This is a genomic window from Chromobacterium sp. W521 (assembly GCF_052805975.1).
This window is the reverse complement of record NZ_JBRBAF010000003.1, coordinates 163,282-175,304: the sequence shown is the minus strand read 5'-3', so window position 1 is coordinate 175,304 and position 12,023 is coordinate 163,282. Positions and strand designations below refer to the sequence as shown.

The 12,023-nt window shown below is 63.0% G+C and carries 10 protein-coding genes; 3 read left to right on the top strand and 7 right to left on the bottom strand.

What is annotated here, in order from left to right:
* Position 1: 1 nt before the first annotated feature.
* The 7 genes from ACUXV1_RS05490 to ACUXV1_RS05460 form a co-directional block, all read right to left on the bottom strand.
* Positions 2–1,423 (bottom strand): ATP-binding protein, encoded by a 1,422-nt coding sequence (locus ACUXV1_RS05490; RefSeq protein ID WP_446015011.1) that lies wholly within the window; start codon positions 1,421–1,423, stop codon positions 2–4.
* On the bottom strand, positions 1,420–2,070 hold the full coding sequence (locus tag ACUXV1_RS05485; protein ID WP_446015010.1) for a response regulator: 651 nt from the start codon (positions 2,068–2,070) through the stop codon (positions 1,420–1,422). Before ACUXV1_RS05485 ends, ACUXV1_RS05490 begins: the two co-directional genes overlap by 4 nt.
* Positions 2,071–2,142: 72 nt before the next feature.
* Positions 2,143–2,571 (bottom strand): MarR family transcriptional regulator, encoded by a 429-nt coding sequence (locus ACUXV1_RS05480; RefSeq protein ID WP_446015009.1) that lies wholly within the window; start codon positions 2,569–2,571, stop codon positions 2,143–2,145.
* Between the two features lie 19 nt (positions 2,572–2,590).
* Positions 2,591–3,010 carry a DUF488 domain-containing protein gene (locus tag ACUXV1_RS05475; RefSeq protein WP_052370924.1) on the bottom strand — a complete coding sequence of 140 codons (420 nt, stop codon included), beginning with the start codon at positions 3,008–3,010 and terminating at the stop codon, positions 2,591–2,593.
* Positions 3,011–3,313: 303 nt separating this feature from the next.
* Entirely contained in the window at positions 3,314–4,444 is a 1,131-nt protein-coding gene (gene yiaY, locus ACUXV1_RS05470) for an L-threonine dehydrogenase (RefSeq protein WP_446015007.1), read from the bottom strand.
* A 99-nt stretch (positions 4,445–4,543) separates the two neighbouring features.
* Positions 4,544–5,245 carry a MarC family protein gene (locus ACUXV1_RS05465; protein ID WP_043641629.1) on the bottom strand — a complete coding sequence of 234 codons (702 nt, stop codon included), beginning with the start codon at positions 5,243–5,245 and terminating at the stop codon, positions 4,544–4,546.
* Between the two features lie 258 nt (positions 5,246–5,503).
* The gene (locus tag ACUXV1_RS05460) at positions 5,504–7,030 is read right to left on the bottom strand and encodes an amino acid permease (RefSeq protein ID WP_043641628.1); all 1,527 of its coding nucleotides are present in this window, start codon (positions 7,028–7,030) and stop codon (positions 5,504–5,506) included.
* 800 nt (positions 7,031–7,830) lie between these two features.
* Here ACUXV1_RS05460 and ACUXV1_RS05455 point away from each other — a divergent pair.
* The 3 genes from ACUXV1_RS05455 to ACUXV1_RS05445 all read left to right on the top strand — a co-directional run bounded on the left by ACUXV1_RS05455 (position 7,831) and on the right by ACUXV1_RS05445 (position 11,956).
* Positions 7,831–8,811, top strand: a complete 981-nt coding sequence (locus ACUXV1_RS05455; RefSeq protein WP_446015005.1) for an L-tyrosine/L-tryptophan isonitrile synthase family protein — start codon at positions 7,831–7,833, stop codon at positions 8,809–8,811.
* Positions 8,812–8,846: 35 nt separating this feature from the next.
* Positions 8,847–10,634: an isocyanide synthase family protein gene (locus tag ACUXV1_RS05450; protein WP_446015004.1), complete on the top strand. Its 1,788-nt coding sequence runs from the start codon at positions 8,847–8,849 to the stop codon at positions 10,632–10,634.
* A 68-nt stretch (positions 10,635–10,702) separates the two neighbouring features.
* Positions 10,703–11,956 carry a glycosyltransferase gene (locus ACUXV1_RS05445; protein WP_446015002.1) on the top strand — a complete coding sequence of 418 codons (1,254 nt, stop codon included), beginning with the start codon at positions 10,703–10,705 and terminating at the stop codon, positions 11,954–11,956.
* Positions 11,957–12,023 lie beyond the last annotated feature (67 nt).

The following is a 12,023-nucleotide window of genomic DNA, read 5'->3' as shown; positions in this document are numbered from 1 at the left end:
GCTATGCCGGCTGCGCCCCGTGCTCCGCGGCCGGGGCCTCCGGCTCGGCGCAGCGCGGCAGGCGGATTTCCACCCCCAGGCCGTTGCCGTGCAGGCCATCGGTCAACAGCAGGCTGCCGCCGTGCAGCTCCACCACCCGCTTGACAATGGCCAGCCCCAGGCCGCTGCCGGTGACGGTGTTGTCGGGCAGGCGCACAAAACGCTTCAACACCTGCTCGCGCCACTGCGGCTCGATGCCCGGACCGTCGTCCAGCACCGCCAGCCGCAGATTGGAGAACCCCTCGCTGACTTCCACATTGATGGACGCGCCGTCCGGGCAGTAACGGATGGCGTTGTCCAGCAAATTATCCAGCAAGCTGTCCATCGCGCTGGCGTCGCCGCAGCAAGCCGCCGTCTGCGCGCCGTCGTAAGCCAGGGTGATGTTGCGCTCCATCGCCCGCGGCACATGCCGCGCCAAGGCCGCGCGCGCTAACGCCGCCAGGTCGAAGGACACCGGCCGCACCCGCGCCGACTCCGCGTCCAGCCGCGACAGCGTCAGCAGCTTGCCCACCAGTTCGCCGCTGCGGCCTATGCTGGCGTCCAGCAAGGCCGCCAGCGACGCCCTCTCCTGCTCGGACTCCGCCCGCGCCAGCAAATGCACTTGCGCGCCAATCGCCGCCAGCGGCGTGCGCAGTTCGTGCGCGGCGTCGGCGAAGAAGCGCTGTTCTCCTTCGCGAAAGGTGGCCAGCCGCGACAACAGCTCGTTGACGGAATTGAACACCGGCCGCAGTTCCTGGTATTCGGGATCGGCGCAGGCCAGCGGCGCCGTCGATTGCACATCGCGCGAGGTAATGGTGGTGGCCAGCGTCGCCAAGGGCTGCAAGGCGCGGCCGTAGCCGACGCGCAGCAGCAACATGATGATGGGCACCGCCGCGATCAGCGGCATCAGAAAGAAGACCAAGATCTCGGCCTGCACCCGCTGCACGAAGCTGCGCGCCACCGCCAGCTGCACCTGCACCGGCGCATCGGCGGCGTCGACCACCAGGATGCGCCAGCGCCCCTGGTTGGCCGGCGCGTCGGCGCTGACAGGCTGCGCCAGTTCCGGCCAGGTATTGGACACCGCCAGCAAATGCTGGCGCTTGTCGACGATGCGGTAGGCCAGCTCGCTGCGCAGCGGCGGCTTTTCGCTATAACCATGGCCAAACTGGCCTATCAGTTGATCGACGATGCGCACGCGCTCCCCGGGCTTGACGTCGGCGCTGTACACAGTGGCCAGCGTGCGCGCCAGTCCGCGCAGATCCCCGTCCAGGTAGCCGGACCCCACTCGGGTCACTTCCCAGTAAAACCAGGCGAACAGGACCAGCCATACCGCCAGCAGGGAACTCAGGCTGGTCCATAACAGCCGCCGGTAGAGCGAACGCCGCGCCAGCGAGGGAATGATCATGCCGGCTTGGGCAACAGATAGCCGACGCCGCGAATGGTGCGGATCCAGTCCGAACCCAGCTTGCGCCGCAAATTGTGGACATGCACCTCCAGCGCGTTGTCGGACTCGCAGCACAGATGCTCCACCAGGTGCTCGCGGCTAACCACCTTGCCGGCCTTGCGCACCAGTTCGAACATCAGCGCGAATTCCGACGGCGACAAGGCCACCGCCCCGCCGTTCATCGACAGCTCGCGGGTGTCGGCGTTGATGCATAAATCGCCGATCTGCCAATTGGCCGACACGAAGCCGCTGCTGCGCCGGGTCACCGCCTGCAGCCGGGCCAGCAGTTCCGGAATGGCGAAAGGCTTGACCAGATAGTCGTCGGCGCCGTTGTGCAAGCCGGTCAGCCGGCTCTCCAGCGCGTCTCGCGCGGTCAGGATGATCACCGGCAGCGTCGATCCGTTGCCGCGCAACTCCTGCAGCAAATGCAGGCCCTCGCCGTCCGGCAGCCCCAGATCCAGCAGTAAGGCGTCCTGCGGCTCATCGGCTAGAAAGGTGCGCGCTTCTTTCAGCCTCCGCACCCAGACGGTGCGAAAACCGGCCTGGCGCAAGGCCTGCCCCAGCGCCTCGCCCAATGCCAGGTCGTCCTCCACCAACAATATGTTCACGGGATGTCTCCGCACGCCAAAGCAATGTCAAAATCATGCCAGAGCGCCATGGCAAAATCTACCGCGCCGGCGTCAATCCTGAGCTTGCAGCAGGTGGTCCAAGGACAGCACGTCGCCCAGCCGCCGCAGGGCCTGCAACTCCTCGCGGTGCTCGCGCGCCAGGCGTTCCGCCAGCGCCTCGCCCTTGGGCGTCAGCCGCACTTCCACGCAGCGGCGGTCGTCCCGCCCCGGGCTGCGCGCCACCAGTTGCTGCTGCTCGCAGCGGCTGATCAGACCCACCACGCTGTGGTGGTGCGACTGCAGCCGCTCGGCCAGCTCGGCCACCGTGGCCCAGTCCCGCCCTGGAAAGCCCTTGATCTGCAACAACAGCAGGTATTGCAGCATGGTGATGCCATGGCGCTGGGCCGCCTCTTCGCTAAAACGCTGGAAACGGCGCAAGCGGTAGCGGAAATCCGCCAGACGTTCGAAATCCTGCTTGGAAAAGCTCTGGGAGCCAGACACGCGGGGCACCTCCTCCGGCTCAGCCATCCAGCAAAGCGCGGTAGCACACCGGTGAAGCCAGCTCCCCCGCCTCGATGCGTTTTATCTCATCCAACTTGTCGCCCAGAAACTGCGCCAAGGCCTGCGCCGGCTGCCTCTCGCCGCCGCCGGCGTGCAGCAGCACCAGGCCGCCGCTGCGGCTGGCCTTCCACAGCGGCCACCAGCGCTGCGGGTTTGCCGCCAAATCGGCCCAATACACTTCACAGAATGTGGGCCAATGGCGTTCATCCTGACGCAGCCAGTTAAGCAGGCCGGGCGCCGGCGCCACGCTTTTCAGCCAGTGGCCGGCGTCCAGCGCCTGCCGCGGCAGGCCCTTTGGCCAGGTTTCCTCAATCAGAAAAGCGTTTTCAAGGCCCGGCCGGTATTCGCTCACCGGCAACAGGCGGATTGTTGCGTCCATTGCGTCACTCCTTAATTTCATCTGGCGGCGGAGGCGGTGCGGCGTCGTCAGAAATATCGTATTACGATATTTAATGGTCAAAAAAAGGCGGCTGGGCCGCCATTAGAAGCTGTTCTAAAGTCTTGCGAGCTAGAGCGAGACTTTGAACAGGCTCTTAGAGCCGCTAACAAAACCTCGCAGAGAACCTGAGCCAAGGCCTGCCGACGCTGGCAGTACTTGAGTACGGCAAGGAGGCGCAACGCAGGATCAGGGGTTTTGTTAGCGGGTCTTAAGCCGCGGTGTTTTTGCACCGCGGCCATGCTATTACAGCGCGGCCTTGAAGATCGCGCAGATTTCTTCATGGCTGGCCTGGATCGGATTGGTCAGACCGCAAGCGTCCTTCAAGGCGTTGGCGGCCAGCTCCGGAATATCCTCTTCCTTGACCCCCAACTGCGTCAATCCTGCCGGAATGCCTACATCGGCGGCCAATTGGCGTATGGCGGCGATCGCCGCTTCCGCGTTGGCGGCCACGCCCAGCGCCGCGCCGACGTCGGCCAGACGCTGGCCGGCCGCCTTGGCGTTGAAAGCCTGCACATGCGGCAGCAGCACCGCGTTGCATACTCCGTGCGGCAGATCGTAGAAGCCGCCCAACTGGTGCGCCATCGCGTGCACATAGCCCAGAGAGGCGTTGTTGAAGGCCATGCCGGCCAGGAACTGCGCGTAAGCCATTTGCTCCCGCGCTTCCATGTCCAGGCCGTGGCGCACCGCGCGGCGCAGGTGGCCGGCGATCAGCGTTACCGCCCTCAAGGCGCAGGCGTCCGTGATGGGCGTGGCGATGGTGGAAACGTAAGCCTCCACCGCGTGGGTCAGCGCGTCCATGCCGGTGGCCGCGGTCAGCGACGCCGGCATGCCGGCCATGGTTTCCGGATCGTTGACCGACAGCACCGGCGTGGTGTGCTTGTCCACGATGGCCATTTTGATGTGGCGGGACTCGTCGGTGATGATGCAGAAGCGGGTCATTTCCGAGGCGGTGCCGGCCGTGGTGTTGATCGCCACCAGCGGCAGTTGCGGCTTGGCGGACTTGTCCACGCCCTCGTAATCCTGGATCTTGCCGCCGTTGGCGGCCACCAGCGCGATGCCCTTGGCACAGTCGTGCGGCGAGCCGCCGCCCAGCGACACCACGGCGTCGCAATCGTGCTCGCGCAGCAGCGCGAGGCCGGCGCCCACATTGGCGGTGGTGGGATTGGGGTGCACGCCGTCAAACAGCACGGTGGCGATGCCGACGTCGCCCAGCAATTCCGTAACGCGGCCGGCCAGGCCGGTTTTCACCAGGCCGGTGTCCGTCACCATCAATACTTTGCGGTAGCCGTAACCGCGCATGGTCTCAACGGCTTGTTGCAGACAGCCCGCCCCCATCAGATTGACGCAGGGGATGAAGAAAGCGCTGGTCGCCATGGCAAGCTCCTGTTCTTAAGACATTTGTCATAAGCGCAGTATGCTTATTTTGGCCGATGCGGCATTTGCCTCACATCAAAAGATGTCCAATCATCCCGCTCACTTGTGCGGCAGCACGTCCTGCGCCAATTGGACAATCAAGGCGCCGAAGCCGTCCCACATGATCTGCACCCCCAGGCACAGCAGGATGAAGGCGGACAGCCGCAGAAACACCACCGAGCCGGTCTGCCCCAGATAACGCAGCAGCTTGTCGGCGTGGCGGTAGCACAGATAGACCAGCACGCTGCACACCAGCACCGCGCAGCCGCCGGCCAGCGGCGAGATCGCGTATTTGACGATGCCCTTGCCGGTATCGGTCAGCGAAGCGCCCATGGTGATGGCCACCGAGATGGAGCCCGGCCCCACCGTTAGCGGAAAGGTCAGCGGGTAGAAGGCGCGTTGCTTCAGCGCGTCGTGGTTTTCCGCCTGTATGGGCTGATCGGTGGAGGTGGGGCTGCTCTCCGGCGGCGCGTCGTTGAGCATGCGCCAGGCGGCGAAAGTAATCAGCAGGCCGCCGGACAATTGCACCACCGGCAGCGATACGCCGAAGAAAGACAGCACATAGCCGCCAGTGAACATGCTGCCCAGCAGCAGCAAGGCGCAATACATGGCGATGCGGCGCGCCAGGTAACGGCGCTGCTGCGGCGTATTGCGCGCCGTCATCGAGATGAAGATGGGCACCAGCCCCGGAGGATTCATGATCGGCAGCAAGGCCGCCATCACAAACAGAAACTTTGTTATGAATATTGTCAGCAACTGCATGGTGGAATGACTCCGAAACCATCAAATTCAGATCGAGAACGGCCGCGGGCGCGGCGCCAGCCGCCATATTACACAATTCATCAATATTGCAACCGGCTCTCGCTCGGACTCCGGCGCCCCTCCCCGGTTCCGGCGCATCGAGCGCGCGCCTCTTTCCCGCGCGGAATCCATAACAATCAGTCTCTTACGAAAAACAGCCCGGCAATGCCGGGCTGTTTGACTCACTGCCGCCCCTAGGCTGGCAGAATTCACAACGGATCAGCGCGTGGCGGCGGCCAGCTTGCCGTTCTCGTTCTCTTGGCGCAAGGAACGAGCCTTGACCAGCGCCTCGCTGAAATCAATCTCTTCCAGCGCCACCATCCGTGTTTTGTGCTTGAACTTGTAGCCCAGCCACAGCGCCAGGAACAGCGGAATGCCCAGGTAGGTGGCGATCACCGCGCTCCAGTCGATATGCCCACCTATGAAGGCCTCGTAGTTCTGGCCCAGCATGATCAGCAGGCACAAGGCGAAGGCGAACAGCGGCCCCAGCGGGAACCACTTGGCCTGGTAAGGCAGGTCGGCCAGATCATGGCCCTGCTTCACATAGGCGCGACGGAAGCGGTAGTGGCTGATGGCCACGCCCAACCAGGCGATGAAGCCGGTCATGCCGGAGGAGTTCAGCAGCCACAGATAGACCGCGTTGGTTTCAAACAGCGAGGTCAAGAAGCACAGCGCGGCGATCACGCTGGTGGCGTACAAGGCATTGCGCGGCACGCCGTTGCTGGACAGCTCGGCAAAGCGCTTGGGCGCCATCTTGTTGCGCGCCATGGTGTACAGCATGCGGGTGGACGCGTACATGCCGGAGTTGCCGGCGGACAGGATGGCGGACAGGATCACCGCGTTCATCAGGCTGGCCGCCATGGCGAAGCCGGCGCGATTGAACACCAGAGTGAACGGGCTGGCCCCCACGTCCTTCATATCGTTCTTCAGCAGCAGCGGATCGTTGTACGGCAGGATCAGGCCGATGATCAGGATGGACAGCATGTAGAACATCAGGATGCGCCAGAAAATCTGCCGCACCGCGCGCGGGATGGTCTTGCCCGGATTGGCGGATTCTCCGGCGGCGACGCCGATCAACTCCGTGCCCTGGAAGGAGAAACCCACGATCATGGCCACGCCCACGAAAGCGGCCAGGCCGCCCACAAACGGGCCTTGTCCCTGCTGCATCACTGACAAACCCGGCGCGATGCGCTGCGGGTTGGGGTCGGTCATGATGCCGAAGATCATCAAAAAGCCAATGATGATGAAGGCGACGATGGTGGCCACCTTGAGCATCGAGCACCAGAACTCGGCCTCGCCAAAGCCCTTCACCGAGAAATAGTTGAGCACGAAGATGATCAACAGGAAGCCGGCGCTCCAGACGATGCCGGGCACCGCCGGATACCAGTAATGCATGATGATGGCGGCCGCGGCCAACTCCACCGCCACGGTGATGGCCCAGTTGTACCAGTAGTTCCAACCCTGGGCGAAACCAAAGGCCGGATCGACGAAGCGCGAACCATAAACCTGGAAGGAGCCGGACTCCGGCATGAAGGCGGCCATTTCGCCCAAGCTGGTCATCAGGAAGTAAACCATCAGGCCGATCAGGGCGTAGGCGATCAAGGCGCCGCCGGCGCCGGCCGACGCCACGGTGGCGCCGGAGGCCAGGAACAGGCCGGTGCCAATGGAGCCGCCGATGGCGATCATCGACAGGTGGCGCGCCTGCAAGGTGCGCCTAAGCTCTTGGCTCTCTTGTTTTTTTTCCATCTCTTTGTCTCAAGTGCGCCTGCTCGGCGACATTGCTTTCGGCTCGCTGCGGCCAGCCGGCGGCCTGTTGTCGCAACGACAGGCAGTCGTAATCGAAACGCAAAAGAATGACAGCAACCACGACTGTTGACTAGTCAAACATGACTTTGGGGCTTAAAAAACGAAAATGTCATGTTCGCAAAGGAATATCGCACCCGGTTGGACTGCGACCAAGAGCCTGTGACGCGCCCCCACAAGCCCCTCGCGATGGATCTGTCGCAGGAATCATACAGTTTTCACCCGTCCCGCCCGCTCCAGCACGCGGTTTAAAGCGCGGCGCGACCGAGTCGTCGCACCGTGGTTTCATGGGAAAACTCACAGTCGACAGCCGTCTTGCTTCGTTTACAAACAATAATGAATCTCATTTGCAAAAATGACAAATAAAACCTTGTCATACAAAGATAAATTTAAATTTAATCCAAATTAAAACAAATAAAACATCACACACCGTCACAATCGTATTTACAATTTTCACACCCCCGCACTGAATAAAACACTAATCCAAGCGAATAAAAAACCGCCCCCGACTTATTCGTTCAATCCCTTCGCCATATCAATATAACGATTGCTCATAACTCTATAGCGGCTAATTTGTTCGCCCACTCTCGGCATCTGCCATAAAATGGCCACGCTTACTAAAAGCAAATCGTGTTCTTTCCATTATTTTGGTTACCACATAACGATAAGCAAAACGCTCGCGCATGAACGCGGGCAAGTGGCAATTCCATCGCTTTTGATTCCACAACCAATTGAGATAAACCATGAACGCCATTGTCGACCCTGTTTTTCACCCATTTGGAGTTTCCGCGGCGGATCTGGCCCGGCAAATACTGGGGCTGGTTTTCAAACTGCGCCGCATTCACCCGGAGGATCTAGCCGCAACGGAAGATCTGGACGCGGAAATGGCCCCTCACCTTCCCAAAATTCAAGACGCCGTAACCCGCCACCAGCCGCTGCAAATGATTCTGCCGGCCTTCCCCGGCAAATCGCCCAATCGCAATAAAACCCTGGGCGCGATGCCCGATTTGGCCGAGCGCCACGCGATGGATAATCTGCATCAGCTTTGCAGAGACATTCAGAGCATCTACCCGCCGGGCGCTCAAGTCGCCATTTGTTCGGACGGATATTGTTTTTCCGACGTGGTGTATATCCCGGACGCGGAAGTCGCCGCCTATATGGACGAATTGATTCGCTATGCGCGGCAGCGCCATGGAGACAGCTTTCGCTTTTACGACTTGAAAGATCACTTCAGCTATATCGGCGACCTGGATTCGCAGCGCGAAGAATTGCTGATTCTTTACAGCGACTCCATCGAGCAGATCAAACGCCAATGCCAGGACGAACCTGCGATGCGCGCGATGTACCAGGGCATTACCCGCTTCCTGTTCGAGGACGCGCAAGGCATGGAGCGCTTTGCCGGCCACAGCAAGACCAGTTTGCAGAAAATGGCGCGCGCCAACGCCTATCGAGTGATTCAGCGCAGCAACGCCTGGAGCCGGCTGCTGGAACGCGCGTTTCCAGACAGCTTGCGCCTGTCCATCCATCCGCAATTTCGCGTGTCGTCCAAGATCGGCGTGCGGCTGGTGGACAGCGTCGATGCCTGGCTGACGCCCTGGCACGCGGCCGCGATCAAGCACGAGCACGGCGTGATGTTGAAAAAGCGCAGCGACATCGACGAAAACCAGTCCGCCTTGGTCTTTGTCGACGGCCGGCCAAGCCACTTCATCGCCACCGCCGCCTGAAGCCCCTCCCCTTATTGTTCATTTCGAGTATCGCCATGCAAAACGAACCCCTTGTCGCTTCCATCGTCTCCATTTTGCTCGACGCCTTCCAGGGCGATCCGGACCACCCGCAGCTTGAGTCCTACCGCCAGGCGCTGAGCGCTCAAGTGGAGCGCTTCGTGCGCCGGCAACAGCCGCTGCAACTGCTGCTGCCGGGCTTTCCGCTGAAATCCCCCAACACCCGCGACAAAACCGCGTCCGACCGCCCCGACTACGCCGAATACGCGGCGCTGGAACAGCTGGACCAACTGTGCCGCGCCGTCGGCCGCGTCTACCCGGCCGGTTGCGCGCTGGAGCTGTTCAGCGACGGCCTGAGCTTCCACGACCTGCTGGACATCCCGCGCGACACGGCCAACGACTACCACCGCCGGCTGCGCGCGCTCTACGCCAGCCCGGTGCTGCGCTGGCATGACTACGCCAGCGTCCAGCCCGGCTTCGACCGCCAGCGCGACCGCGCGGAAAGCGTGCTGCGCCGCTACCTGCCCGCCGCGGCCGCGGACTTCTCCCAGCCGCTGCCGGAAAACCAGGCTAGACGTCAGCCGCAATGGCTGAACCTGCTGCGCGAAGACAATGCGGCGCGCGGCATCGCCGAGGCCGAAGACTGGCCGCGGCGCGCGCTGCGTCTGGCCTGGCGCGGCATCGCGCTGGACGCGATGCTGGCCGAACACTTCCCGGAAGCCATCCGGTTGACCATCCACCCATCCGGCTCGCCCGGCGGCAAATTCCCCATCCGCCTGTCTCCGGCCCAGGCCGAGGCGGCCTTGCCCTGGCACCGCGTCTACCTGCTGAACCTGGCCGGCCGCGGCGAGCTGGTCTCCAAGCGCCAGGCGCTGGACGCGCGCCGCGCCAAGGCGGTGAGCTTCGACGGCCAACCCTGGCTCTACCTGGAACAAACCGGCGCGGAATGGGAAGATTGCGAACTATCGGTCATGCTGGCCGGCCGCTTCGGCCTGCTGATCGAAAACCGCCGCCCCGGCGCCAACTGCCTGTCGCTGCCGCGCCCGGCCTTGACCCGCTTGGCTCAGCTCTTCGGCTTCGTCGCGCTGCGCGGCTTCGCCGTGGAGGACGAGGACAATCTGATCGACTTCAGCGCCCAGTTCGGCACCCCTTACATCTGGCAGTTCGGCGCGGTGCACAAGGTCAAGCCGGAGGAAGACGCCGACGGCTTCGTCCACTCCTTCGAGGAGCTGCCGCTGCACTGGGATTTGAGCATGCTGCCGGCCGACAATGAGTTCGTGCGCAAGAACCCGCGCTTCAGCGCCAGCCTGTTCGCGCTGTATTGCAAGACAGCGCCGCAACACGGCGAAGGCCAGACCACGCTGGTGGACGCGCGCAACATCCTGCGCCAAGTGCCGACGGCCACGCTGGCCGAATGGGAGCGGCTGCAAATCCGTTACCACACCAAGTTCACCTATTTCGGCGGCGACGCCCGCGTCTATCCACTGGTGGAAACCCACCCGGACACCGGCGAAGCGGTGCTGCGTTTCCAGGAGAACAGCAACTCCGAACTGCAAAAGTTCTTTGTCGACGTGGAAGAACGCGCCGACGACTACCCCAACCTGGTCCAAGAATTGCTGGAACGGGCTTACGCGCCGGAAAACCTGATTGAGCACGACTGGCACGACGGCGATCTAGTGCTGATCGACAACTACAACAGCCTGCACGGCCGCCGCGCGATGACACGCGCCTCGCGCGGACGCGAGCTGTGGCGTGTCCAGGTCCACAAAGGCCAAGAACCGGTTCAAAGACTCGCGAGTAAGGGCGAGATCGTAAACACGTTCTAAGGCCCGCCCCGCGCCGTCCGGCCCCGCCGGACGGCCTTGCCTCCCTCTCCCATCTCCCAAGAACCGCCATGAACCCACGCAAGCAGAAAATCCTCTTCGTCGGCGAGGCCGTCACCCTGGCCCATGTCGCCCGCCCCTATACCCTGGCCGCCGCGCTGCCCGCCTCGGACTACGATATCCATCTGGCCGCCGCGCCGCGCTTCGATTACCTCTACCAACGCCAGGACATCCATTACCATCCGCTGCTCACAAAGAGCTGCGAAGATTTTCTTCACGCCGTGGACAACGGCAAGGCCTTGTACCGCCGCGAGGAAATCATCGCCTACGCCGAAGAAGAATTGCGCCTGATCGAACGCCTGGACCCGGACATCATCGTCGGGGACTTCCGCCACTCGCTGGGCATCAGCGCCGCGCTCTCCGGCAAACCGCTGGTCAACCTGATCAACGCTTACTGGAGCCCCCACCGCCGGCCGGAGCCGCTGCCGGTGCCGGAGCTGGCCAAGATCAATCTGCACCGCCTGCCCGTGATGACGCCACTGATGCGCTGGATCACCCCGCTGGCCACCCGCTTGCTGGCGCGCTCGCTCAACCGCGCCCGAGCCCACTACGGCCTGGCCCCGTTCGCCAATTGCTTCGAAGCCTGGAGCTACGGCGATCAAGTGCTGTACTACGATTCGCCGGAGCTGGTGCCGCTGGGCCCGCTGCCCGCCCACCACCACTATCTGGGCCCGGTCACCTGGTCGCCGGGCGGCCCGTTGCCGGACTGGTGGCCGCAACTGCAAGACCGCCCCACCGTCTACCTGTCGCTGGGTTCCTCCGGCAATCTGGCCCTGCTGCCCACCCTGATAGATCAACTGCTGGGCGAAGGGCTGCAAGTCATCGCCAGCACCGGCCGCCGCCAGCGGCTGCCGCAGCGCTCCGGCCTGTTCAGCGCCGACTTCCTGCCCGGCGAGGCCGCCGCCGCCCGCGCGGACCTGGTGATTTGCAATGGCGGCAGCCCCACCAGTTACCAGGCGTTGCAACAAGGCCGCCCGGTGATCGGCATCCCGTCCAATATGGACCAACTACTGGCAATGCGGCATATCGAGGCCTACGGCGCCGGCGTCATGCTGCGCCGCCACCATATCGAAACCGGCCGGCTGCCGCCTCTGTTGCGACGCATGCTGTCAAAACCGTCCTATCGCCAGCGCGCGCAACAACTGGCCTGGCATTTCGCCGCCACCCGGCCGCACCTTACATTTCGACAAGTCTTGCAACAATTCGACATACAATCGCCGGCGCAAGCAAAGCCCGGTTCAAACAAGGAGCGCATAATGCCGTAAGCATCGACCCTCGGCCTGCTGCGGCGCCCCTCACCGCCCATCCATGCCGGCGGTCGCCTTTGAACGA

Bases quoted from the DNA above. Each gene is read 5' to 3' on its own strand.
- ACUXV1_RS05445 (WP_446015002.1), top strand. From the start codon at position 10,703: ATGAACCCACGCAAGCAGAAAATCCTCTTCGTCGGCGAGGCCGTCACC.
- ACUXV1_RS05455 (WP_446015005.1), top strand. From the start codon at position 7,831: ATGAACGCCATTGTCGACCCTGTTTTTCACCCATTTGGAGTTTCCGCG.
- ACUXV1_RS05460 (WP_043641628.1), bottom strand. From the start codon at position 7,030: ATGGAAAAAAAACAAGAGAGCCAAGAGCTTAGGCGCACCTTGCAGGCG.
- ACUXV1_RS05465 (WP_043641629.1), bottom strand. From the start codon at position 5,245: ATGCAGTTGCTGACAATATTCATAACAAAGTTTCTGTTTGTGATGGCG.
- ACUXV1_RS05490 (WP_446015011.1), bottom strand. From the start codon at position 1,423: ATGATCATTCCCTCGCTGGCGCGGCGTTCGCTCTACCGGCGGCTGTTA.
- ACUXV1_RS05475 (WP_052370924.1), bottom strand. From the start codon at position 3,010: ATGGACGCAACAATCCGCCTGTTGCCGGTGAGCGAATACCGGCCGGGC.
- ACUXV1_RS05450 (WP_446015004.1), top strand. From the start codon at position 8,847: ATGCAAAACGAACCCCTTGTCGCTTCCATCGTCTCCATTTTGCTCGAC.
- yiaY (WP_446015007.1), bottom strand. From the start codon at position 4,444: ATGGCGACCAGCGCTTTCTTCATCCCCTGCGTCAATCTGATGGGGGCG.